Genomic DNA, 25,052 nt, shown 5'->3' on the forward strand with positions numbered 1-25,052 from the left:
ATGCTGTTGTATTGTACCACAGGCCGCGCCAGGTTTCTTTGGGTTCGGATAAAATCAAAGTTAAGAAATAAATCGTACCCATTCTCCCGCACGGGCTAGGCGGCAGCTAATTGACAATCCGTGTGAAGTCTTCATTTCCAAAAAAAATGAGCCTCTAATTACATTAGAGACTCATCTGCCCGAATACCCGTATGAACGATTCGTTACCGGTACGATCGCCGCCCTAATCGCGCCCCACCAGCAGCGCCACGCCCTGGCCGCCGCCGATACACAGCGAGGCCAGACCGCGCTTGCCGTCGCGCCGCTCCAGCTCGTGCAGCAGCGTCACGAGCACGCGCGCGCCGCTGGCGCCGATGGGGTGCCCGAGGGCGATCGCGCCGCCGTTGACGTTGAGCTTCTCCGGCGGTACGCCGAGCTCGCGCCCCACGGCAAGCGACTGCGCCGCAAAGGCCTCGTTGAACTCGAACAGGTCGATGCCGTCTATCGGCACGCCCGTCCGGTTCAACAACCGCCGCACGGCGCTTACGGGCCCGAGGCCCATCACGGCCGGATCCAGCGCCGCCGAGGCGTAGCCCTTGATCCGGGCAAGGGGTTTCAGCCCCCGCCGGCCGGCTTCTTCGGCCGACATGACGACAACGGCGGCCGCCCCGTCGTTGATGCCGGAGGCATTGCCGGCGGTCACGGTCCCGCCGGAACGGAACGCCGGACGCAGCCGCGATAGCGTCTCCGCGGTCGTGCCCGCGCGCGGGAACTCGTCGCGGTCGAACGGCAGCGGGTCCTGCTTCTTCCGCGGGACGGGGACCGGCACGATCTCGCTCCGGAAGCGTCCGGCCGCGGCCGCCTGCTCCGCCTTCTGCTGGCTGTGAGCCGCGAACTCGTCCTGCTCCTCGCGGGAGAGGCCGTACCGGTCCGCTACATTCTCCGCGGTTTCGCCCATGTGAATGTCGCACATGGCGCACCAGAGGCCGTCGCGGATCATGGAATCGACAAGCTTGCCGTCGCCCATGCGCAGGCCCGAGCGGGCGCCTTCCAGCAGGTACGGCGCCGCGCTCATATTTTCCATGCCTCCGGCCACCGCAATGTCGGCATCGCCGAGCATGACCGACTGGGCCGCCAGCATGACGGCTTTGAGCCCGGAGCCGCATACTTTGTTCACCGTAAGGGCGGGAACGCCGTCGGAAAACCCGCTTTTCAGCCAAGCCTGTCTCGCCGGGTTCTGCCCCAGTCCCGCCTGGAGCACATTGCCCATGATTACCTCATGGACCCGCTCCTGCTCCACTCCCGCGCGCTCCAGCGCTCCCCGGATAACGATGCTTCCGAGCTCCGTCGCGGGCACGCCGGCCAGGGAGCCCTGAAAACTGCCGATCGCCGTACGCACGGCGCTGACGATAACCGCTTCTCTGGTCATTTCGGATCACCCTTCCTGTCCGCAGGCTTCGAGCCGCTCTTTTAAAAGAGGGCCGAGCGTGAACGCCGCTTCGGTCTTGGCCCGGACTTCGTCCAGCTCCGCTTCTCCGAGCAGTTCGGCCAGCACCATACCCTCCGGCGTAAAATCGAATACGGCCAGATCCGTAATGAGCCGGTCCACCACTCCTCTGCCTGTCAAAGGAAGGGTGCAGGCTTTTTTCACCTTGGATTCCCCGTATTTGTTCACGTGTTCCATGATGACGACGATGCGCTTGGCTCCGCTCACCAGATCCATCGCGCCGCCCATGCCTTTGACCATTTTGCCCGGAATCATCCAATTTGCAAGGTCACCTTCGCCGGATACCTCCATACCGCCCAGAATAGCCAAGTCGATATGGCCGCCCCGGATCATGGCGAACGATTCCGCACTGTCGAAATAGGAAGCGCCCGGTACCGCCGTGACGGTTTCCTTGCCCGCGTTGATCAAATCGGGGTCTTCCTCTCCCCGTTTCGGATAAGGGCCGATGCCCAGCAGACCGTTCTCGGACTGGAGCATCACTGTGATACCGGCGGGAATTTCGTCGGCTACGAGCGTCGGCATGCCGATCCCCAGGTTGACGTACATGCCGTCCCGGATTTCCCGTACGGCGCGCTCCACGATTCTTTGGCGCGGATGGCTCATGCTGTCTCCTCCTTCGCTTCGCGGACCGTCAGACGCTCGATCCGTTTCTGATAGCTCCCGCCCTGCACGACATGCTGCACAAAAATGCCCGGCGTATGAATGTCATCGGGGTCCAGCTCTCCCGCCTCCACAATCTCCTCGGCTTCCGCGAGCGTGATTTTGCCGGCTGCCGCAGCGAGCGGATTGAAATTGCGGGACGTTTTGCGGAACACGAGGTTCCCCGCCGTGTCGGCTTTCCAGGCTTTCACCAGCGCAAAGTCGCCGGTGATCGCTTTTTCCAGAATATACGGCCGGCCCCCGAAATGTTTCTCCTCTTTGCCTTCCGCTACCAGCGTCCCGACGCCCGTCGCCGTGTAAAAAGCGGGAATGCCCGCTCCACCTGCCCGGATGCGTTCCGCCAGCGTGCCCTGCGGCACCAGCTCAACCTCCAGTTCGCCGCTTAAGTACTGCTTCTCGAACGTTTTATTTTCTCCGACGTAGGAGGACACCATCTTCTTGATCTGCTTGTTAGCCAGCAGCAGCCCCAGGCCCCAATCGTCGACTCCGCAGTTATTGCTGACGACCGTAAGCTCGCCGGTGCCCTGCCGCTGCAGGGCCGCGATCAGATGCTCCGGTATGCCGCACAGGCCGAAACCTCCCACGATCAGGGTCGCTCCTTCGCCGATTACACGTACGGCTTCCTCCGCTGATTTCAGAACCTTGCTCATGTCTGCCCCTCTCCTCTCGCGTGATAAATTTCTCTCTCTACTGTGCCGTATAACCGCCGTCAATCAGCATGGACGTTCCCGTCACGCCCTTCAGCTTGTCGCTGGCGATGAGCATGGCGAATTCGGCGATTTCATCGACCGACAGGAGCCTTTTTTGCGGCACCAGCGGGTAGATGACCTCCTCCAGCACGCTTTCCAGGGGAACGCCCCGCGTTCTTGCCAGATCTTCGAGCTGGCCGCGTACGAGCGGCGTATCCACGTAGCCCGGGCACAGCGCGTTAACCGTGATGCCGTGCGCCGCGCCTTCCAGAGCCGCTACCTTCGTCAGCCCGATGAGTCCGTGCTTCGCGCTGTTGTAAGCGGCTTTGCCCGCGAAACCGATGACGCCGTTGATCGAAGCCATGTTGATAATCCGCCCGTACTGCTGTTCCTTCATAATGGGCAGAGCATGCTTGATCCCGATAAAAGCCCCCGTCAGCATCACTTTGATCATAAATTCAAACTTTTCCACCGGGAATTCTTCGATAGGCGCGACATGCTGCAGACCCGCGTTGTTCACCAGAATATCGAACCGGCCGTAGGTTTCGTGCGTTGTCCGGATCGCTCCGGCGAACTGGCTCTCGTCGGTTACGTCGCAGGCGAGACCGATGGCTTTGTATCCTTCGTCCGCCAGCCGCTGAGCCGCCGCTTTAGCCTTTTCCTCCTGAATGTCGGAAATCACGACCTTGGCCCCCTCGCGGGCGAATGTGCGGGCGATTTCAAGGCCGATGCCGCTGGCCGCGCCGGTGATCAGAGCTGTTTTTTGAGCTAAAAATGGGGTCATGACCGCCCCTCCTTCCGTGAGTTTTACAGACCTGGTTAAAATGAATGCTGAAACAAGAAACATCTAAGTACCTATGAATGACCTTGACTGTTAACGGTTTAAAATATCGAACGGACGCCTCCGCTGCATTCCGGCCTCTCCCTGTTTACAAGAAAGACAAGACAGCGGCGAGAATAAGCACCGTGAGCGTTTTGACGACGGTTATCGCAAAAATATCCTTATAAGACTGCCGGTGCGTCAGTCCTGTGATCGCCAGCAGCGTAATGACCGCGCCGTTGTGCGGCAGCGTATCCATCCCCCCGGACGCCATCGAGGCGATCCGGTGCAGCCATTCCGGGCTGATTCCCGCCGCCTGGCCCGCGGCCAGGTACTGTTTGCCCATCACTTCGAGCGCGATGGACAGCCCGCCCGATGCGGAGCCGGTGACCCCGGACAAAATATTGACCGACACCGCTTCGTTAATCAGCGGCTGGGAGCTGATATTGAGGATGAAGTTCTGGATCGCTTTGAAGCCGGGCAGCGTCTTGACCACGTTGCCGAAGCCGACCTCGGAAGCGGTGTTGAAAATCGCCAGAAGCGATCCCATCGCAGCTGCCGTAAGCCCTGCCGCCAGCTTGCTCTGAACGTGCCGGACGTTGATACAGAGCGCCGCCGCGATGCCGATGAACAGGGCGATAATAAGCGCCCATGAAGATGCAACCGTTTTCACATTCGCGATGTTAAACGTTTTGAGAAGCTCCGGGCTGTACCAGGTGTTGACCGTCAAAAATCCCCGGCTCAGCAAGTAGTTGAACACAAGCACCAACTCGAGCGGGACGAGCGAGACCCACAGGTTCGGATAACGCTGGCCTTCGGCGGTTTCCGGCTCGTTCTTGTGTCCGGTTCCGTAGCCTTCGCCTGCGGCCGCCGCCTGCTTACGGCGTCTTTCCAGCCAGAACATGCCCGCCGCCAGCACCATGATTCCGCCCACAATTCCCACGACCGGGGCCGCGTAGGCGTCCGTTCCGAAATACGTGGTCGGAATAATGTTCTGCACCTGCGGCGTTCCGGGGAGCGCATCCATCGTGAAGGTGAAGGCGCCGAGCGCGATCGTGCCGGGAATGAGCCGCTTCGGAATATCCGCCTCGCGGAAAACCGCCACCGCGAAAGGATAGACGGCGAAAGCGACCACGAACAGCGAGACGCCGCCGTAAGTCAGCACCGCGCAGGCCAGAACGACCGACAGCATGGCGCGTTTGGAGCCGAGCACTTTGACGATGGACCGGGCAATCGAGGAAGCCGCTCCGTTCAGCTCCATCACCTTGCCGAAAATCGCCCCGAGCAGGAAAATCGGGAAGTACGTTTTAATATAGTTCGCCGCATTCGCCATATAGGTCTCCGTATAGCTCGGCATAAGCGCGAGCCCGGAAATGACCACGGCCAGCAGCGTAAAGATCGGGGCGAACACGATCACCGGATACCCCCGGTAAGCGAAAAACATCAGCAGCCCCAAGGCGAGTACAATCGCCACGACCTGAACAAACACCATGCGCCTTCTCCTCTTTTCTGTTAGAAGATCTCTTGTAAGCCCTTACATTCTTTTAAGTTGCGTGCCGCTTTCCATGAAATTCCGGGGCGTCCCCTGAAATTTGAACGTTCTGTGTCCGCTTCTAGTTTACACGGCAGGTGAGGCAAGGTAAAATTCAGACATCGAATAGCTACCATTCCAAAATTTTATGGCTGGGGATGAACGACCGTGGATGTAAGGAATCTCGCCTCCGTTCTGGAGGTCGCCAAACAGCAGAATTTCACGAAGGCCGCCGAAATTTTACATATGACTCAACCGACCTTAAGCAAGCTGGTCAAAAGCATGGAGGACGAGCTCGGCGTCACCCTGTTCGACCGCAGCGGCAAAACCGTCAAGCTCACCGACTCGGGTATCGCCGCCATCCAGCGGATGCAGGTCATCCTCCAGTCGGTGAACGACCTCTACACCACGCTGGACGACGTGTCCCAGCTCAAAACGGGCACCATCCGTATCGGACTGCCGCCGGTGATCAGCACCGTCTTCTTTCCGCGCGTGATCGCGCCTTTCCAGCGGAAATATCCCGCGATTCAGTTCGTCATGATCGAGGAGGGCGCCAAAACCGTCGAGCAGCGCGTCCTGGAAGGATCGATCGACATGGGCGTCGTCATCTCGCCGGACGAGGATTCCAGCCTGGGGCGGCTGCCGTTCATCCGCCAGCACGTCTCCCTCGTGCTGCATCGCGCGCATCCGCTGGCCGAACGGGAAACGGTCTCTCTCGCCGATTTGAGCCGGGAGCCGTTTCTGCTGTTCGCCAAAGGTTTCGCCGTGCGGCATCACGTCCTCGACGCCTGCCACAGCGCGGGTTTTCACCCGGCCATCGCCCACGAAAGCTCGCAGTGGGACCTCCTGGTGGAGATGGTCGCCGGAGGGCTCGGGGTCTCTTTTATCCCGGAACCGATCACTTCCAAAATAGCGAACCCCGATGTCCGGGTTATCCTCAAAACCTCGCCGGGCGTTCCGTGGAACCTGTACGTACTGTGGAACAAAGAAAGGTATATTTCTTACGCGATGCGGGAGCTTCTGGAATTCATCGGGGAGAAAGCGGAGGTTTAAGCCGGGGTACGGGAATCTACGTGCGCTACCTGCGAAACGAAGGTATGAAAAAAGACAAAAAAGGATACCTGCCGGTGCGGGTATCTTTTTCATTTTGTCGCATAACTGAGCTTTTACTATAATCATTCCGGTTCTGTTGGTGGAGAAAATTAAACCTACAAAACGCCGACCTTCGTTCCTTGTCCGGCAAACAGCTTCTCGACGGCCTCCTGCAAGCGTTCCTTCTGGATCGGCTTGACCACGAAATCGCTGGCCCCGCTGCGGATGGCCTCCATGACAACCCGCTGCTGCCCCATGGCGGAGCACATGATGATTTTGGCGTCCGGATTGGCGGATTTGATGCGCTTAACGGCTTCCAGTCCGTCCATTTCGGGCATCGTAATATCCATCGTCACGAGATCCGGCTTCAATCGGCCGTAAAGATCGACCGCTTCCTTCCCGTTTTGGGCTTCGCCGATCACGGTGTGCCCCATCTGCTCCAAAAACATACGGACCAGCGTTCTCATAAATGCGGCGTCGTCCACAACCAGTACGTTCAAAGCGCCCCCTCCTTCTGTCTGTTCCAATGTATCAAAACAAACTGAACAAAAACTAAACATGCCCGGAAAGGATCATTTACTGATCTGAAAAGACATAAAAAAGCCGGCTCCAAAAGCCGGCAATGCATCATCGCCGTATTCTTAGGCCGACGGCGGATCAACCACCCGGCTCAAGCGTGTAGTACAGCGCCGGATGACGGTGTTCAACCGCTTGTCTCTTGGGTGCTCCTCGTATTATTCAACCAAGTGCCTGTTCTCGTACACCGTAACCTCGCAGGCCGGTTCAAATCCCGCCCGTTTGTAGATCCCGATTCCGTCGGGCGAAGCCTGCAGAACGCAGAGCCGGGGCTTTCCTTTCTTTGCTTCACCGATAAGGAACCGAAACATGGCGGAGCCAAAGCCTTGTCCCCGGAAGTCCGGGAGAGTTGCGATATCGTAGATGCCGACGCTGTCATCCGTGAACACAAGCGTACCGGTACTGACCGGCCGACCGCGGTACGAGCCGATATACAGCTTCATAAGAGAAGACCCCCACAGCGGCAGACGGGATACTTTCCGGTAAAAAGCCCTCACGTTAGCCCCCTCCTCCGACTCTCCGAACAACGAAGCCAGCACGTCTCCGAATTGCTCCGCTTCCGCAGGGGAGGCAATTTCCTTTATCCGGAATTCCGCCGGACAGTTCGTCACGGGATCAAGGACATCCAAGTCCGCATACATCGCGATGTTCGTTTCCGCTTCTTTTAACCCCGCCTGTCTTAACGTCTCGAACGTGGCGCTGTCTTTGCTTTCCCATGACCACAACGCCATCGGGTATTTTTTGTCCGTAAAATAATGAACCGTCTCTTCGAGGATAGCTTCGTTCTCCGCGGACAGGCGGGGTTGAAGCAAAACCGCCACGTTAAACGTATCCGAAGGGAGGCCGCAGTCCGCTCTTATGTATTCAGACGTTTGTTTAAGAGTATAGCCTTCTGCCCGGCCGGCGAAATAGGCGGCCTTCGCAATGAAATTATCCCGGATTAAACGGGCTGTTTGGCCCTGCGCTGTGTTCATGCCGATGTCCTCCTTGCTCCCGTGCTGCAGCCGCAGCCGGTTCGTGAGCGTGACGTTTATTAATGACACCTAATTAATTAATGAATGAGAGAAAGCGAACTTCCCTCCCTCCCGCTCACTCATTCATTCCTTCCTTTTATTCTTCCATTCTAACACACCTATCCCCTTTGCTCTCCCCGCCTACTACCCGAATTTTTCTCGAAAATCCCCGGCTCTCCAAGGGCATCCGATTTTATGAAAGAAACAAGAGTATCGCGCTGCCGACCCCCTACCGTACCTGCAACTTCCCGTACCGAACCTGCCACTGGCCTTTCTTCTGCCCGCTCATCGAAATTTTATGCAATTAACCAAAGTTAATTCTCAGGTCCTATAGTTTTTGCTACACTGGACCCTGCTACTTATTTGCGGCCGTCTGAGAACTATTTCTTTCGGCGGCGGCAACCGCATTTCTCAAAGGAGTGATGACATCTTCATGTCTAACAGGCTGCGCAAAATATGGGGGACGACTGTCCTGATAGGAGGGATACTGGCCGGTTGGTGTCAAACGGCGAATGCGGCCGTCATGATGGAAGCTCTTCCCGCTTCGGCCGATTTGCCCGCAGACCTGGCGGGAGTTTCGGCAAGCGGTGTGCTGAACGGCAGCAGCATCCTTGTAACCGGCGGTCAATATAGCCGGAACAATTCATTCGCCAAGAACTCGTACACCTTCTCGCCCTCGACCCAAACCTGGTCCACTTATGCTCCCGCGCTGAACGTGGCCTACCACACCCAATCGGAGATGAAGGACGGAAGAGTCATCGTCACGGGCGGCAACGCCTTTCTCAGCGGCACCGGGTACGTGTACAACAATTTGACGCGGATTTATAGCCCGTATACAAACGCCTGGACCCAAGCGTCCAATTTGCCGAAAAATATGCTCGGCAACTCGCAGAGCACACTGCCCGACGGCAGAATCGTCAGTGTGGGCGGAGCGGACTCCATTTTCTCGCCGGGAAGCAGCACGCTTTACAACAACACTTACATCTACGACCCCGCCGCCAACACCTGGACGGAAAAAGCACCGCTTCCGATCGGCATTTACGGAGCAGCGCAGAGCACGCTGCCCGATGGCCGTGTACTGTTAACGGGGGGCTTGAGCGGATACGTTTATTCGTTTGCCTCCTATATTTACGACCCGGCCGCCGATACCTGGACCAAAGCAGCCGGTCTGCCTTACCAATATAACGACCTTTTCTTCCGGCATGCCCAGGTGACTCTGCCTAACGGCAAAGTGCTCGTCATGGGGAATTACAATTTCTATTTGTATGATCCGGTCAGCAACACATGGGCCCAAGACACTCCTTCCCTTAAAAGATTGCAAAACGCCAAAATGTCGCTGACCGGCGGCAGCGTGTATGTCATGGGCGGGTACGACGAGAACTACGGCCTCAACACGACCGTATACAAGCTGTCGTTTGATTTCACGGCGCCTACGGCTCCCGTTATCACAACCTCCTCGGCGGACTGGGCTCTTGCGGATGTCACCGCGACCCTGACGGCCGGTACGGATGCGGATTCGGGCGTGAAGCAGACGGAATACATCTTGTCCGGCGCAACTGTTCTCGGGTGGACGCCCTATGCGAACGGCGATGTGATCACCGTTTCGAATTCGGGAGAAACCACGATCAGCGCCCGAACAATCGACAAAGCGGGCAACGCAAGCAGCGTGACGACCGCCGTGGTGAAGGTAGATAAGACGGCGCCGACTGCTCCCGTCATAAAAGGAGCGAGCTCCGCCTGGACCAACCAAAACGCGTCGGTCACGCTCACACCCGGTACGGACAAAGGCGGATCGGGCGTACAACGATCGGAATACAAACTTACAGGCGGCACCACGCAGGACTGGGCGCCTTATACCGGAGCTATTCCGATCGGCACGGAAGGAATTACGACGGTACACGCGCGGACAATCGACAACGTGGGCAACGTCAGCGCCGAAACCACGGCCGACGTGTCCATCGATAAAGCTCCGCCGACCACTCCTTCCGTTCAGCCAGCGGTGTCCGGCTGGAGCAAGGACAACGTGGCTGTAACGATCACGCCCGGCACCGATGCCCGTTCGGGCGTCAAGCGGACCGAGTACAGCCTGTCCTGTGCAAGCACGCTCGGCTGGACGGCTTACACGGGTCCCGTCACGGTAAGCGCCGAAGGTCAGACGACCGTCAGCGCGCGCAGCGTGGACGAGGCCGGCAACATCAGCCAGCTCGCTGCCGCTTCCGTGAGCATTGACAAGACGGCTCCCGGAGCGGCTACTGTCACTCCCGCCTTCACTTCCTGGACAGCTTCCGGTGTTCAAGTCACCGTTAAGCCCGGAACTGACGCGGGATCGGGTGTGTACCGCACCGAATACAGCCTCTCCGGCGCGATGACGCTCGGCTGGGCAACGTATACGGGACCGGTCACCGTCACCGCGGAAGGGGTTACGACCCTTCATGCCCGGGTGATCGATCAGGCCGGGAATATCAGTACGGTAACGACGGCCGACGTCAAAATTGACCGGACGGCACCCGGAGCGCCCTCCATCTCTCCCGCCGGAACATCCTGGGTGTCATCGGATGTTCTCGTGACGCTGACGGGAGGGGACGCAGTCTCCGGTCTGAACCGGATGGAGTACAGCTTGTCCGGCGCCGTCACTTCCGGCTGGAAAACATACACCGGGCCCGTGACCGTAACGGCCGAGGGCCAGACTACGCTCACAGCCAGAAGTTTCGACAACGCCGGCAACGTAAGCCAGACGGCGACGGCTGTTATGCGAATCGATAAAACAGCTCCTGCCGTACCTGCGGTCTCTCCCGGAACGACAGGGTGGACGGCGGCGGCAAGCGTGCCGGTCACGGTTAATCCCGGAACCGACACAGGAGGCTCGGGAGTCAAAATAACGGAGTACAGCCTGTCCGGCGCCGTGACCAAAGGCTGGACGGCTTATACGGGGCCCCTCACCGTTACGGCTCCGGGCCAGACCACCGTCATCGCAAGAACGACGGATGGGGCCGGGAACGTCAGCCGAGAAGGAACAGCCACCGTCTCCATCGACCGGACTCCTCCAGCCGCTCCGGGAATCACGCCGTCCGAGACGGGCTGGACCTCCGCTTCCGGCGTATCCGTAGCGATCACGCACGGCGTGGATACCGGCGGGGCCGGCGTGAGCCGGACGGAGTTCAGCTTATCCGGCGCGGAGACGCTCGGCTGGACCGCCTATACCGGGCCGCTGTCCGTCAAGGCCGAAGGACAGACCACCGTTACGGCCAGGACGGTCGATAAAGCGGGCAACGTCAGCTTGGTGTCCTCGATAGTCGTCAAGATCGACCGGACTCCTCCGGGCGCTCCCGCTATTACGGCACCCGCGGATCAGGCGCTGCTGAGAAACATTTCCGTCATTACGGGAACGGCCGAGCCTTCTTCTTTCGTCGTGCTTACCATCGACGGAAAAGCGTATCCTGCCGTGCAAGCAGACACCGCGGGCAAGTTCACCTACAGCCTGCCCGCTCAGCTGGCGGACGGAACGCATACCGTTACGGCAGCCGCGTCTGATGAGGCAGGCAATACGAGCCCGGCAAGCGGTACGGTAAGCTTTACCCTGGATACGGCGGCCCCCGCCGTGCCTGTAGTCTTGTTCCCTGTGGACGGGACTCTGACTAAAGACGCCAAACCGGTCATTTCCGGAACGGCGGAAGCCCGTTCGTTCGTTCATATTTATATGGACGGATCGCTTAAAGCCGACGTCCAAGCGGATAGCGCGGGGATCTGGAACTATGCCGGAGCCGATTCGTTAAAAGACGGTATGCACACCGTTCGTGTATATGCATCCGATAAGGCCGGCAACAACAGCCCCTCGACGAAGGCGGTAACATGGACGGTCGACGCGACGCCGCCACCCGCTCCAGTCGTGCTTACCCCCGCGGACGGATCTAGCACAAACCGGAACCAGCCGGTGATCAGCGGCACAAGCGAACCCGGCTCCCTCGTCCGGGTTGAGCTGGACGGCACCACATCAGCGGGATCGGCGACGGCCGACGGAACCGGGAAATGGTCCCTTACCTCGGCTGCGCCGCTTGCCGACGGAACCCACTCCCTCCGGACATGGGCTGAGGACAAAGCAGGCAACGCCGGTCCGTATTCCGGACCTCTGCGGTTTACCGTAGATACGCAGGCGCCTGCGGCGCCCGTCATTCTGAAGCCGCTTGCGGACGCGCTCTTAAATACGAAGACGCCCAAGGTGGAAGGTCATGCCGAAGCGGGCGCGTTCATCAGCGTAGCGCTGGACGGCAGTATCGTTCATACCGTTACCTCCGGTCCGGATGGCAGCTGGGTATACATTCCGGCTTCCGCACTTGCGGACGGATCGCACACCGTGAAAGCATCGGCGACCGACGCTGCTGGCAACAGAAGCGCATATTCGGCCGAAACGGCCTTCCGCATCGACGCTACGGCACCAGCCGCACCGGTCATCACGGAGCCTGCGCCGGGAAACGTCACGAATGTGAACCGGCCCCTCATCCGGGGAACGGCCGAGACAAGCGTGACCGTGAATGTATATGTGGACGGCACCCACGCCGGAATCACGACAACCGGTACGGGCGACAGCTGGAGCTTCACCCCTGGGGCCGCTTTATCCGCAGGGACACACCGGCTCACAGCTCTTGCGGTTGATGCCGCAGGCAATGAAAGTCCTTTATCGCCCGAAACGGCATTTACCCTTGTTTCGTCCAATGCCGCACTTCATTCGCTGAGCCTCGGCGGAGCCGCTCTGAATGAAACGGTGACCGGCTCCACTTACCGGTACACGGCTCAAGTGCCTCATTCGGTAACGGTCACCTCCATACAGGCCACGGCGGAAGATGCGCAGGCAGCCGTACGCTTGCTGAAAAACGGGCAGCCGGTGACCAATCCGGTTGCCCTGGAAGTGGGCGACCAGACTTTTACGGTCGAAATCACGGCCCAGGACGGAGTGACGGTAACTCCCTATACGGTCACCGTAACGAGGGCGGCTTCCAGTGAAGTGACCTTGAGTGAATTGACGGTGACGTCGGGTGAGCTCACTCCCCGTTTTGACGGCGCAACGACCGTTTATTCAACCACGGTTGCCAACGACGTGTATGCCGTTACCGTCGCAGCCAAAGCTTCCAGCTCCGTGGCGACAGTGACCATCAACGGAACGTCGTTCAGCGGAAATGCCGGTAGCCTTCCCCTTCAGTTGAAGGTCGGCTCCAATCCGGTTACCGTAACGGTAACCGCTCAAGATGGTGTCACGACGCAAAGCTATCGGCTGGAAGTGAGCCGCGCTCCGAGCAGCAACGTCTTGCTCAGCGGACTGATTCTTTCGGAAGGCAGCCTGGAACCCGCTTTCGACAGCGGCATGGTTCATTACCGGGCGGCTGTCGGTCCGGAAACGTCCAGCCTGTCCGTGACGGCTTCCGTCTACGAACCGAATGCGACTCTCGTCGTTAACGGCCTGCCGGTTGTCAGCGGACAGCCTTCTGTGCCGCTTGCGCTCAAGCCCGGCTTGAATCCTATCACGGTTGTCGTGACGGCTCAAGACGGGATCACGATCCAGTCCTATGTAGTGGACGTGACCCGTCAGCTTAGCTCAAATGCCGGTTTGACCGGACTTGAACTGTCGGCGGGTCGGCTGAGTCCCGCTTTCGACGGAGACACATCGAATTACGCACTGACCGTTGATTACGAAAACGATCGGACGACCGTAACGGCTTCCGTTTACGATCCCGATGCGCTAGTGACGGTCAACGGAGTTCCGCTCCTCAGCGGAAAACCTTCGGCACCGCTCGCGCTGCGTGTCGGAGCCAACCCGGTACAGGTCACCGTCACGGCGCCGGACGGGCAGACGGTAAGAACGTATACCGTCCTGATCACCCGCCAGCCCCGGCAAGATTCCGGCGGCGATTCGCCAGGCACTTCACCCGGAGGAACTCCTCCGACGGAAGAGCCTAAGCCGCCCGTAGATTCGGGGCAGCCGCAGCATCCGGGAGAACCCGGCGGCACCGGCAATCCGGGCGATCCCGGGATACCCGGCAAGCCGGAAGTTCCGGGAGGACTGAGCTGTCCTTCTCCTCCCCCGCACCCCGTGGCCTTCAAGGATATGCAGGGTCACTGGGCGGAGAAAGAAGTCGCCAGCGCGGCGGACTGCGGCATCGTCAGCGGCTTCGAGAACGGAACGTTCCGGCCGCAGGAGCAGGTCACGCGCGCCCAGTTTACCGTGATGCTGACGCAAGCTTACGCGGAGGCTCTGCGCCAGCCGGAGAAGCCGGCTCCCGCCTCCGGCTTTGCGGACAGCGCCAGCATCCCGGCCTGGGCCGCCGAGGCCGTCGCGCTCGCGCAGCGCGCAGGCATCGCCACCGGCTACGGGGACGGCACGTTCCGGCCCTATGCGCCGGTCACCCGCGCCGAGATGCTCACCTTGGCGGCCAAAGCCGCCCAACTGCAGCCGGTTCCGGTCGGTGCGCTGCACGAGCTGTACGCCGACGCGGACGAGATCCCCGGCTGGGCCGCTGGCTACGTCGCCGCCGCCCAGCAGAAAGGGCTCGTGCAGGGACGCGGTCCCCGCACGTTCGACCCGCTGGGCTACACGACCCGGGCGGAAGCGGTCACGCTGCTTCTGCGGATGCTTGAGTCGAAGTAAGCGGCGGGGCTCGTCCGGCGACCGACGTGACGCTTTGAGGAACTGCCGGCCGCAGCCCCGCCTGTCGAAGACGGCGAGAACGCGGACGGCTGTGCACAAAGGCGCAGGCATGAAGGTCGTCACCCGTCACGACGACGTGGGATTCGACCGCCGTGCAGTGCCGCAACGCGCGCCTGGAATTCGCGCGCATAAGAAATACGCGGACAGAGGTACGCGGAGCCGCAGAAGGCATTCTCCGCTGCCGGCTCGCATTTTCGAAGCGAGGCCCGACCTGCCCCGCCTGTTCAAAAGCAAAGGCTGCCGAGTAAACCCGGCAGCCTTTTTTTATACACATAGTTCCTAAGACCTAATAAATATCCCGCAAAACCTCAATCTTGCACCTGCCTCTGCCGATAAATAAGGAATATACCTTACATTCTTTGGGAGAGATCATTCATGAAAAAAAACGCAGCTCTGGGCACCCTCATTATTATGAGCCTGCTCATCGCCATCGGCGTGCTGGGGTACCAGCTTTATCAGAAGTCTCAAGGCCTGAAAGCCGGCGTGAAACCCGCTGCCTCCAATCCGCCCGTAGAGACCCAAACTCCGGCTCAGGCCGGCGGCAAACAGGAAGAGCAGGCCAGCCTTGTGCTTGCGTTCGAGCAAGCCTTATATGCGGCGGAACGCACGGCAGGCGAAGCCAAAAAAGAAGCCGATCGGGAAATCGGCAAGATGAACCAGAATGTGATGCCGGATTCGGCGGTCATTTTGAAAGCCTATGATCAATTTTCGAACGTGGCGGAAAAAGTTCGGAAGATTCCCGTTCCGGCAGGACTCAACCCTGCCATGACAACCGAGCTGGAAGCCGCCAAAGAGAAGTACGCCCAGGCTTACGATCACAAAGCCCAAGGCATGTATTCGCTGATGGACTATATCAACACGACCAAAGCCGGATCTGCCGTAACCTACGGGGATCATATTAAGCAAGCGGACGCCCTACTGTTTGAATCCGTCGGTACCGTCATCGCCATGCAGCAAAAGCTCGGGGTCGACTTTTCCAAAAAAGAGACGCCCGCCCAGAAGACCCAAACGGCCGCGCAGGAATCTGTGTCGAGTCCGTCGGCGAGCTCCTCCGAAGCATCCGCAAGCAAAGAGGGTTCCGCGTCAGCGAAGCCGTCATCGCCATCGACAGACAAGTCGACATCGTCATCCGCAGCCGCCGCTAAGCCCACACCGTCACCATCGGCAGCGCCGAAACCGTCGCCGGCTCCAAGTTCCGCAGCTCCGGCCGCGCAGGCCCAAGAGCCCCTTTCCATAGCCGGCATGAAAAAAGGCTATTTTGACGGCATCGAATTCGGACTCGGCACGGACTTCAAAGCCGTCGAGGCCAAGTGGGGCAAAGTCAAACAAGACCAGCATCGGGAAGGCGGCGCAGGCTACCTGTACAAGCCTTGCAACTGTTCTTTTTTTGTCGGGAAGCAAAATAAAATTTCAGCCATTGAGCTCAATACGCCCATGACCCTGCAAAAAGTCATCGACCGGCTGGGCAAACCTTGGCAGGAAGGCTGGGACCCGATGGAGGACTCTTACATGTTGGTTTACCAGTTTAGCGGGAACAAGGAGCTTTACGTCGAGACTCAAGTCACAACTAACAATCCGGACGCTCCCCCGCCTCCGCGCAGCGCCAAAACCGCACGCATTACCCTGATTCAGAAATGAACGAATCTGCACAAAAAAAAGGAGCTTCGGAGTTTCAGTTTATCTGAGACTCTGGAGCTCTTTTTTTGTTAAATCGGCTTAGTACTGGAGGAACTTCTAGATAAGACAGGCCTCCGCCATCGACATCCGTTCTTCGTAGCCTGCATTTCAATCCACGCACCTGTAAGGGGTGGACTCCGTTTTTTAACCAAAAAATGGCCCAAAACGATTTACTACCAAAAATAATATAGAGTTTAACTCTTCTATCCCGAACAAAAAAATACCTTATTATGTTTAAATCCCTTTTTATAGATAAAATTCGAATCATCCTAGTAAATCATATTCACTTGCCCTTCGCACTAGAGAAAGAGCAGAACTTCGAGATCAAGCGATACCTTAATGCCGATGATACGCTCTACCTTGGTTTTATACTGATTGTCCAATCAAAAAAACTTTAGATTCTGCGCCCCTCAGGATAGCCCTGATTCTTAAATAAGCGATACACATAAAAAGGAAGGAAGGGCTCCGGAGTTTCAATTTGTCTGGGATTGTAGAGCTCCTTTTTTAATAATGGTAGGAACATAAGATTAAGATAATTCGGCACCCTGTTTTACTTGCCTGTACTTGTTTTTGTCACTTTCTCTACTTTCCAAGTATCTTCATTTTTTACTAGCTCAATCGTGTACGAAATACCGGTACCCATCCTTTTGGTCGAATTCACGGTAACTTTATCGGAGGTTGTTTTACTAAGGCGAATGCCAAGTGCCAGATCGTTTCTCCCATAGATAAAATCTTCGGGGAGTTGCTGAACCGACGCATTGTACCTTTGAGCCACACGCTCGAACAATTTTTTCCTTTCTGTTTCGCTTATTGCTTCTAAAGTTTCTTTGCTATAGCTCACACCGGTAAATTGGTTGTTATAGTCGGCGTCTTGCTCGATTGTGGCTACGGTTGATAAAAATAATATTTCGCCGACATCAATAGGGTCTTTGCCGCGAACATCCTATCAGATTGAGACCCGTTAACGAAAAACACATAAAGATTAGAAGTATTCTTTTCATTATTTTCTCTCCCCCCTATATGAAATAGGCACATACGGACAATATGATCAATAAACACATTTTACAGCTATCAATTCGTTCTAACGTCCATTTATAATTTTACTATTTTGTCAAATTTTGTTATTATGTAATTGTGTTTATGAAATTTAACAAGGAGGAGACTGAGGAATGAAATCAAAATTTTTTAAAACTGTTCTTTCCGGCGTTATAATGACAACTCTATTTTCTGGTATTGCTCAAGGGAAAGCATCACAAGATCCTATAGAGCTCAAAACTGAAATACAGGCCGAGGGACTTAACTATGTTAACATGCCTTTAACTGAATATGGAGGAGAGGTAAAAAATTCACATATTATAATAAATGAAATCTCCGCAGACAACGGGTTATTATTGCAGGGAACGCTAGTATCTAACTCAGGTTCTCATAAATTTTCATTAAATGCTGACACTTCAAAAGGATACTTAAAAAATAAAACCGATCTTTCCTTTCTTGTAAACGATGAATCTGGAGATTTTAATTTGTTGCATTCTTCTTTTGTAAAAAAAGCAAAGCCTGAATTTTTAGCGACTCAAAATAAAAATCTATTAGGAAAACCAGTTCTCTCATTATACTTTAAACATAAAAACACACGAGAAGTACTATTTTATGATATTGATTTGAGCATTTATTCAGACCTCTTAAGTAAATTAGATGCGAGTAAAGATAAAACGAGCAACGAAGTTAGTCAAGATGAAATTATTCAAAAGCAAGACATCAACCAAATTAAAGATGAAGCGATAAAAAATAAACAGTTATTATTAGAAAAACGTAGAGATAATGACTATTGGTCTAGAAAATTATTTGAACCACGTTCATATAATCTTCCCAAAGTTAGTGGCATTTCTTCAATTTTACCCTATTCATCTGCCGCAGCCTCTACCTGTTATCAGGTTGTCGGATGTAAAGATCCTTCATTTTCTTATGTGTATGAATATACTGGGAATCAGCCAGGTCAAGTCATTGATGAAGTAATCGAATGGGATTTTAAGGCCGCACAATTTACAAATACAGGATTTTTAGGTAATATAAAAATAACTCGTACTTATACGGATAGTAATTATGATGCGTGGGATGATCCAAATTTTTCAGCACTAACTTTAGGGCATTTTGATAATACAGATGGAATGATCATTGCAGCATTAAAATTTAATGGTTCTGACAGCTCATCGAACCCATGGGGCGATACAATTGTTAAAGTTAGAACATACGGAAATACTACAAACGATCAATTTCCGGTTGCCAAGCTGTTGCAACAAATAAAGAAAAAACCCAATTGGTACAGTGCTCTATGGTCTGTAGCTGATACGGTGTTAGCTAATAGCGCAGCTAATACCTTCAACGGCTCAGAAACAGTTATCTATGATGGATCCTCTGACGATAACAAAGCCTATTCTGCAAGACTTGATGATCGTCGTATGGGTTCGGTTGGTAATACTTATACAATTGAATCATATGTTAATTATAGACCAGCACAAAAAGGAACCCTCTGCCGTTATTCCTTGGACTTTGGTGTATATTCAAGAAATGGCTTTGGTGCTTACAACACTAAACTTGCACAAAAATCAATCTATTATGATTTGTGGTATTCTTATAATTAAGAATTTTGCTAAACGGGGGCGCAAGGATCCAGTAAATCCATGTGTGCCCCTTTTCTATTAGTTTTGCAGGAGGTGAAGATAATTAGAAAACTATTTCTAACATTAACCGTTATATTTATGCTCCTTCGTGAAGAGATTACCTTGATGATGCTATATGTAAAAGATGAGACTACTTTTTGGGGTCTCAGTTTATCAAATGCTTCTATTTATTCTCATGTATTCGCCCTCGCGGCCATTTTATGTTTAATTGGATTTTTAAGGTCCAAGCCGGATTAATAAATCAACTACATGCGGTCTCATCGAGAACGGCCTCTTTCAATTTAGCAGTTCATTTCTTTGTTAGATCATCGTCAGCTTCGCCTTCAATCTGCCTTACGCCGCTTTTTTACATTGTCCATACTTTAAACGTCCTTGTGTATAGTTTGCCCAAAGGTATATTATGGGTGGATTGACGAAAGGAGTTGTTACCTGAATAGATGACGAATAGCAAAAACTTGACTGCCATGACATTCAATTTACGCGTAAATGTGCTCTCCGACGGCAGCAACGCATGGCCACACCGCGAACATCTCGCAGCGGACGCGATTCTCCATTCCAATGCTCATCTGGTCGGGACCCAGGAAGGGACAGCCGCTATGCTAGAGGATTTGGATGTGCGCCTGCCCGGCTACAGCCGGATCGGGAACGGACGCCTTGGAGAAGCGGAAGCCAAACTGCACAATGACGAAGACGAATACTGCGCGATCTATTACCATCACGAAGCGCTGACGCTGATTAAGCACGGACAATTTTGGCTGTCGGAGACGCCTGATGAACAGGGAAGCCTGGGCTGGGACAGCAGCTATCCGCGTATCTGCACGTGGGGCTGTTTTGAAAGCAAGGAGCACTCGGGAGACCGTTTTTATGCGTTTAACACGCATTTCGATCATCTTGGGCAAAAGGCGCGGGAAGAAAGCGCAAAGCGCCTTCTGGATCGTATACAGGCATGCCGTGAGGAAGAGAACGCCTTGGTGCTGCTTATGGGCGATCTCAACGCGGAACCGGACAATCCCGCTATCTGGCTGCTGCGCGAGCAGTTGCAGGATGCCTACACGCTTCTGGAAGAACCGGTCGGCCGGACCTTCCATGATTTTGAGGGCGGTACCGATGGCGAGCCTATCGATTATATTTTCGCCACGCAGGATATAGAGATGATCCGGACCACTGTGGATCGCGAACAGCGTGGCGGAGCTTATCCTTCCGACCATTATCCGGTTGCGCTCATTTTGGGAGTTAAGGGCTAGGCCGTTGCGGCTGGAAGGTTGGTGTCTTGGCGCTCGAGTGCAGGGAATACTATGGGCATGATCGTTAAAAAAGCAGACTATCCGGTAATCGGACAGTCTGCTCTTTTTGTGTTTATTGTGTTCATTTTAGCTTTAGCATTTTTTCCTTTGTTGAACGACTTGGCTGCATGTCTGGCAGCCTCATCAGCTAGACGGACTGCCTACGCGCCAAGCTGCTGCATCAGCCCGCCTACAAGCCCAGCTTCGCCAGGCGAACCAGCAGCACGGCCGCTTCGGCCCGTGTCGCCTTCTCGTTCGGAGCGAAGCGGTTTCCGCTCCGGCCATCGATCAGGCCGCGTTCTGCAGACATCTGCACGTAAGGTCGGGCCCACGCCGGGATATCGGCCTCATCCGCGAAAGCAGCGGCTTTTCCACCTCCGGCCGCAGGGCCGTTCACGGATTTGGCCAGCATCACGGCCAGCTCCGCACGCGTGACGGCCGCTCCCGAACGGAACGTTCCGTCCTCGTAGCCGCTCACGATGCCTTTGGCGGCCGCATTCACTACCGCACGGGCTGCCCAAGCGGGGATGATGCCTCCATCGGCAAAGGAAAGTGGCGTTTTTGCCGCCGCATCCGTGGACGTATTATCCGCCGTCTCCGTGCTCTTCAACAGCCGCTCCAGCATCACGATCCATTCGGCCCGGTTGATTGTCGCGTCCGGATGAAACGTACCGTCCTCGTAGCCGTCTACGAGACCGAGAGCATAAGCCCGGCCGATATCCGCTTCCGCCCAGTGCCCGGAAATATCGGCAAACCGGCTCCCGCCGCCCGCTCCAGGCTCGGCGCCCGGATCCGGTTTTGTACCCGGATCCGGTGGTGTGCCCGTGCCAGTCCCGGACCCGGAATCCGGCTTCGTTCCGGGACCGGCTCCGCCCTGCCCGGCAGCCTTCCGTGTAACCGTCAGCTTATACTCCCGGGTGGAGCCGTCTTCCGCCTGAACGGCAATTTTAAACACGTTGACGCCCTCACTCAAAGAAGCCGCATATTCCCCGCTGGCCGATCCCACATTCTGTCCGTTGACGGCGGCTCTAGCTGCGGAATCCATCGTCTTATACCGGATAACGCCACGGTCCGTCTCCGACTCGGCTGCATAATCACTCACTCCCGGCTGGAAGCCCGGCGTCAGCGCAGCTTCCTTCTCTCCCGCCGTAAAACGCAGCTCTTGCAGCCTGCTCTCCGCCGACAGCGACGGTGAAGACCCCGACGAACCTCCCGAAGCAGGCACAGCGAGAGTTCGAACCGTTCCGGCAAGCTCGGTGCTGCCGTTCCCCGCTTCGTCCTTGGCCTTCACGGCAAATGAGTACAGCGTGTCGCCCGTCAAACCGGTCGCCCGGTAGCTGTACGTATCCGCGCTGACCGTCGTCAGCAGCGCACCGTTCCTATACAGCTCATATCCCGTAACGGCTCTGTTGTCCGCCGCCTCCGGCCAGCCTACGTTCACGCTGGAAGACGTAACGCTCGAGAGAGCCAGCACTCCTCCCGCAGGCCAGACCGGCGCTTCCGCATCCGGCGACACTCCCTTCGCCAGCGGCACCGTCAGGGCGGCACCGGCATCTTTCGCCGATTCGTTCCCGGCCGCATCCGTCGCCGTAATCACGTAAACGTAGCTTCCCGGGGCAAGGTCCCCGATATCGGCGGCCGGCACGGAACCATCCGTGTCGCTTGTTCCCAGGGCCACGGCAGTCCCCAGCTCACCCGCGCCCACGATGCCGTCCTTATCGGTATCCGTCCACGGATACGCTTTTACAATCGCTCCCGCTTCACCTACAGCCCCGGCCGCTCCATACAGGCGATCCGGCGTTCCCGCATAGTTATCCATGACGCCGAATTTAGCTACATCCACCACAGGTGGCGTCGTATCCGGCACCGCCTCGTCCTCCCGGATCGTCACGACCGCTTCGTCCGGTCTCCCGATTACGTAGCCGTTCGCCGGATTGCTTAGCTTGACGGTGAAGGTTTTGTCCCCTTCGTAGACCTGGTTGTCCATAACCGTGATCGGGTAGTTCCGGCTCGTTTCACCGTCCTGCAGCACAACAACCTCATCAACCGCCGCATAATCTTTACCCGCAACGGCCGTTCCATCCGTCGTCCGGATTCGGACTGAAGTTTGGCCCGTCGAGGAACCTGCCCGTTTTATCGTCACGTTGGCCGTTCCGCCGTTCTCAGCCGTTTCGGACGTGTCCGAAGCCAGAGAGAAAGTCCCTTCTGCTTTACTATTCATAACGTATATCGACGTATGCGAAGAAGTGCTGCCCGCCAGAACAATATCCGACCGGCCGTCCCCGTTAAACTCTCCCGTCTCCAGGTAAAAAGCATAAGGCGGATACGGATAACTTATCGGCGATCGAAACGTTCCGTCTCCGTTGCCCATTAAAACGGCAAAATCTTGGGCCTGCGTTTGGCCAAGAATATCTAGGTGTCCGTCGCCGTCGAAATCCCCAAGCGCGACATCAAGCGGGTAGTTCCCCGCCGGATACACAACCGCTTGTCCGAATCCTCCGCCTGCCGAACCGAGCAGCACCGTAACCCCATTGTCCCCGTTGGCGGCAAAAACCATATCTTTCAGGCCGTCTCCATTGAGATCGGCTGCTTTCATTCTGTTGGGGGATGAGCCCGCCGCATAATCAACCCGGCTGAATTGAGTGCCGGTTCCGTCATTTTTCAAAATACTGACCGTGTTGCTTCCGGAATTCGCGACGGCAAGGTCTGTTTTCCCATCGCCATCCATATCCCAAGCCGCAAGACTTCTCGGGTACGCGCCGACAGGGATGGAGGCCCCGAGCACAAAATTCCCGCTCCCACCGATGTTAAACAGAATCGAAACCGAGCCGGATACATTATTGACTACGGCCAAATCCGGAAAACCGTCTCCGTTCAAATCCGCCGCCGCAATCCCGGAGGCTTCCGGGCCGACACCCGCAACGCTACCCCCTGTCCGGAACGTCCCGTCCCCGTTGCCTTTCAGGATACTTACCGTGTTGTCCATAAAATTGGCAACCGCCAAATCCGGGCGATGATCCCCATCCAAATCCGCAATAGCAACCGCTCGCGGATTGCTTCCTACCGCAAAACTTGCCGGCGCTCCAAACGTTCCGTCCCCCCTGCCGAGAAGCACGGCCACCTGATTCTGCTGAAAATTCAGCGACACCAGATCATCCAGCCCGTCCCCGTTCACATCTCCGGTCGCCACGTCGTAAGCCCAGCCGCCCACCTCATAAGCGACCGCATTTTCAAAAACCGGATTCGCCGCATTCGCTTTTACCGGCCCAATCGGTACAGCGACTAACGACGCGCCCAGTACAAGCGCCAGCCATTTCTGCGCTTGACCTTTTTTTGTAGATCGAACCAACTCTCTCACGCTCCCTCGTAACTACTAACTAACTAATTATATCGGATTTCTGGCATAAAAAAATCACCTTTAAAGCGGGTTATTTTGCGGGTTATAATTCTCACCTTTGTTTAATTTAGTCGAATCATTTATTCATATTATTCAATTTTACAAAACATTCCCGGAATTTTACAATAGGGTGAAGTGGTTAGTGGTTGGTGGAAGGATACCACAGAAGGAGGATTTATGATGACAAACTTGGTAATTACTCAAGGCAATCCATTGGTTTCTCACTGTGCTTTTACGTTCGATGACGGTCCGATGCGGATTCCTGTTGACGCATGGCTGGATGCCTTGGAACAGGGAGGCGCGCGCGGGACGTTTTTTTTAACGGGCGAGTGGTTCGATCGGTATCCGGCCAAAGCAAGAGAAATGCTGGCCAGAGGCCATGAGCTCACAACGCATACCTATCATCACCGCAGAATGGCAGATGTGACCAAAGCCGTATTCTTCGAAGAGCTGAAGCTGGCTGAGCTTGCTTATCAAGAAGCAACGGGAAGGCCGGTTCCGGCCTTCATGCGTTTTCCTTACGCCTCTTATCGGGAGGAGAATTTGGAATGGCTCCGGGAGTGGAACTATCTGGTCGTCGAGGGGGAGGATACCGTCGACTGGTCGGGACCGCCAAGCGCGCAGCTTGTGGAGCGGGTAATACCTAAGCTGGTCAATGGGTCGATTTTTATGTTTCATGCCAATGAAATCGCCAAAGAGACGCCGCAGGCCGTTAAATCGCTTGTACACCATGCTCACGCCAAAGGCCTTGCCGTGGTTCCCGTATCCGAACTGCTTCATGCTAGCGACATCCGGGCAGGCGAACGCATCTGGCAAGTCCGCTTCAAACCGACTCTTCAAGGTTCTTTCCATAGTGAGCAGTGGAAGTGTGTAGCTGGGGAAAATGAATTGCGGAAGCTGGCCGCCGATTCACTTGAATGGGGGAACCCGAAAGCCCCGATAGGGCCCGGCGCCTATAGCAAATGGCTGCAAACGCTCTCCATGCAGGTCCAGTCGGATGACGAAACGCGTTTTGTCGCCGCAGCTTTGCCGGCCAGCACTGGGCATACGTGCGTGCTTCGGTCCGCGGCGGCACGCTGGTGCTGGAGGACTTCGCTACGAAGGAAGCCCATGCGGATGCCTTGGTACCTATCCTGCAATGGGCCGCTCACGAGGCATCAACCTTGGGTTGCGAGTGGATTACCAGCACGCAGGACATGCGCCGTATTCATAAGCTGTGCGAACAGTTGGGCTTCGAAGCGGAGATTGTTTGGCAAGAAGGATAGGCGGCTAAGCGTCCGAATCTGCCCAAAACAAACGGAAACCCGCGTTACACAAGATAACGCGGGTTCTTTAGGTTTCCTGATAAAGTTGTCTACTACCCTACCGCAGACTTTGGTTGGTTAATCCGCACTGCAGACACACCCACACTCGGCGTGCTGACACCCAGGCCGGTTCGATTGTCCCCTAAACC

General features: G+C 55.9%; 14 protein-coding genes. 6 read left to right on the forward strand and 8 right to left on the reverse strand.

Annotated features, from left to right (window positions below):
* Positions 1 to 223 precede the first annotated feature (223 nt).
* From ABH899_RS25470 to ABH899_RS25490, 5 genes are all read right to left on the reverse strand, one after another.
* The gene (locus tag ABH899_RS25470; protein WP_370001496.1) at positions 224 to 1,408 is read right to left on the reverse strand and encodes an acetyl-CoA C-acetyltransferase; all 1,185 of its coding nucleotides are present in this window, start codon (positions 1,406 to 1,408) and stop codon (positions 224 to 226) included.
* A gap of 6 nt (positions 1,409 to 1,414) precedes the next feature.
* Positions 1,415 to 2,089, reverse strand: a complete 675-nt coding sequence (locus ABH899_RS25475; protein WP_009675076.1) for a 3-oxoacid CoA-transferase subunit B — start codon at positions 2,087 to 2,089, stop codon at positions 1,415 to 1,417.
* Positions 2,086 to 2,796 (reverse strand): CoA transferase subunit A, encoded by a 711-nt coding sequence (locus ABH899_RS25480; RefSeq protein WP_009675121.1) that lies wholly within the window; start codon positions 2,794 to 2,796, stop codon positions 2,086 to 2,088. The genes ABH899_RS25475 and ABH899_RS25480 overlap by 4 nt, the downstream gene beginning before the upstream one ends.
* 37 nt (positions 2,797 to 2,833) lie before the next feature.
* Positions 2,834 to 3,619 (reverse strand): 3-hydroxybutyrate dehydrogenase, encoded by a 786-nt coding sequence (locus tag ABH899_RS25485; RefSeq protein ID WP_370001497.1) that lies wholly within the window; start codon positions 3,617 to 3,619, stop codon positions 2,834 to 2,836.
* A gap of 145 nt (positions 3,620 to 3,764) precedes the next feature.
* A complete protein-coding gene (locus ABH899_RS25490; protein ID WP_370001541.1) occupies positions 3,765 to 5,144 on the reverse strand; it encodes a GntP family permease in 1,380 nt (459 codons plus the stop codon).
* 210 nt (positions 5,145 to 5,354) lie between these two features.
* Here ABH899_RS25490 and ABH899_RS25495 point away from each other — a divergent pair, with 210 nt between their 5' ends.
* Entirely contained in the window at positions 5,355 to 6,239 is an 885-nt protein-coding gene (locus ABH899_RS25495) for a LysR family transcriptional regulator (RefSeq protein WP_370001498.1), read from the forward strand.
* Positions 6,240 to 6,394: 155 nt separating this feature from the next.
* Here the strand turns inward: ABH899_RS25495 and ABH899_RS25500 are convergent, their stop codons facing one another.
* Together ABH899_RS25500 and ABH899_RS25505 are read right to left on the reverse strand one after the other, a co-directional pair.
* Positions 6,395 to 6,778: a response regulator gene (locus ABH899_RS25500; protein ID WP_370001499.1), complete on the reverse strand. Its 384-nt coding sequence runs from the start codon at positions 6,776 to 6,778 to the stop codon at positions 6,395 to 6,397.
* 234 nt (positions 6,779 to 7,012) lie between these two features.
* Positions 7,013 to 7,828 (reverse strand): GNAT family N-acetyltransferase, encoded by an 816-nt coding sequence (locus ABH899_RS25505; RefSeq protein ID WP_370001501.1) that lies wholly within the window; start codon positions 7,826 to 7,828, stop codon positions 7,013 to 7,015.
* Positions 7,829 to 8,300: 472 nt separating this feature from the next.
* Between ABH899_RS25505 and ABH899_RS25510 the strand changes: the two genes are divergently transcribed.
* The 4 genes from ABH899_RS25510 to ABH899_RS25525 all read left to right on the forward strand — a co-directional run bounded on the left by ABH899_RS25510 (position 8,301) and on the right by ABH899_RS25525 (position 20,163).
* On the forward strand, positions 8,301 to 14,504 hold the full coding sequence (locus tag ABH899_RS25510; RefSeq protein WP_370001503.1) for an OmpL47-type beta-barrel domain-containing protein: 6,204 nt from the start codon (positions 8,301 to 8,303) through the stop codon (positions 14,502 to 14,504).
* Positions 14,505 to 14,939: 435 nt separating this feature from the next.
* Complete coding sequence (locus ABH899_RS25515) at positions 14,940 to 16,202, forward strand: hypothetical protein (RefSeq protein WP_370001504.1); 1,263 nt, start codon at positions 14,940 to 14,942, stop codon at positions 16,200 to 16,202.
* Positions 16,203 to 17,410: 1,208 nt separating this feature from the next.
* Entirely contained in the window at positions 17,411 to 18,880 is a 1,470-nt protein-coding gene (locus ABH899_RS25520; RefSeq protein ID WP_370001506.1) for a hypothetical protein, read from the forward strand.
* A 476-nt stretch (positions 18,881 to 19,356) separates the two neighbouring features.
* Positions 19,357 to 20,163, forward strand: a complete 807-nt coding sequence (locus ABH899_RS25525; RefSeq protein WP_370001508.1) for an endonuclease/exonuclease/phosphatase family protein — start codon at positions 19,357 to 19,359, stop codon at positions 20,161 to 20,163.
* A 229-nt stretch (positions 20,164 to 20,392) separates the two neighbouring features.
* On the opposite strand, the gene ABH899_RS25530 is transcribed toward ABH899_RS25525, so the two are convergent.
* On the reverse strand, positions 20,393 to 23,551 hold the full coding sequence (locus tag ABH899_RS25530) for an FG-GAP-like repeat-containing protein (RefSeq protein WP_370001510.1): 3,159 nt from the start codon (positions 23,549 to 23,551) through the stop codon (positions 20,393 to 20,395).
* Between the two features lie 228 nt (positions 23,552 to 23,779).
* Here ABH899_RS25530 and ABH899_RS25535 point away from each other — a divergent pair, with 228 nt between their 5' ends.
* Positions 23,780 to 24,985, forward strand: a complete 1,206-nt coding sequence (locus tag ABH899_RS25535; protein ID WP_370001512.1) for a polysaccharide deacetylase family protein — start codon at positions 23,780 to 23,782, stop codon at positions 24,983 to 24,985.
* Positions 24,986 to 25,052 lie beyond the last annotated feature (67 nt).

The sequence above is a fragment of the Paenibacillus sp. RC84 genome (assembly GCF_041260495.1).
Lineage (GTDB): Bacteria > Bacillota > Bacilli > Paenibacillales > NBRC-103111 > Paenibacillus_F.

Coding starts and splice junctions, on each gene's coding strand:
- ABH899_RS25535 (WP_370001512.1), top strand. CDS start 23,780: ATGACAAACTTGGTAATTACTCAAGGCAATCCATTGGTTTCTCACTGT.
- ABH899_RS25475 (WP_009675076.1), bottom strand. CDS start 2,089: ATGAGCCATCCGCGCCAAAGAATCGTGGAGCGCGCCGTACGGGAAATC.
- ABH899_RS25485 (WP_370001497.1), bottom strand. CDS start 3,619: ATGACCCCATTTTTAGCTCAAAAAACAGCTCTGATCACCGGCGCGGCC.
- ABH899_RS25510 (WP_370001503.1), top strand. CDS start 8,301: ATGTCTAACAGGCTGCGCAAAATATGGGGGACGACTGTCCTGATAGGA.
- ABH899_RS25525 (WP_370001508.1), top strand. CDS start 19,357: ATGACGAATAGCAAAAACTTGACTGCCATGACATTCAATTTACGCGTA.
- ABH899_RS25520 (WP_370001506.1), top strand. CDS start 17,411: ATGAAATCAAAATTTTTTAAAACTGTTCTTTCCGGCGTTATAATGACA.
- ABH899_RS25505 (WP_370001501.1), bottom strand. CDS start 7,828: ATGAACACAGCGCAGGGCCAAACAGCCCGTTTAATCCGGGATAATTTC.
- ABH899_RS25480 (WP_009675121.1), bottom strand. CDS start 2,796: ATGAGCAAGGTTCTGAAATCAGCGGAGGAAGCCGTACGTGTAATCGGC.
- ABH899_RS25470 (WP_370001496.1), bottom strand. CDS start 1,408: ATGACCAGAGAAGCGGTTATCGTCAGCGCCGTGCGTACGGCGATCGGC.
- ABH899_RS25515 (WP_370001504.1), top strand. CDS start 14,940: ATGAAAAAAAACGCAGCTCTGGGCACCCTCATTATTATGAGCCTGCTC.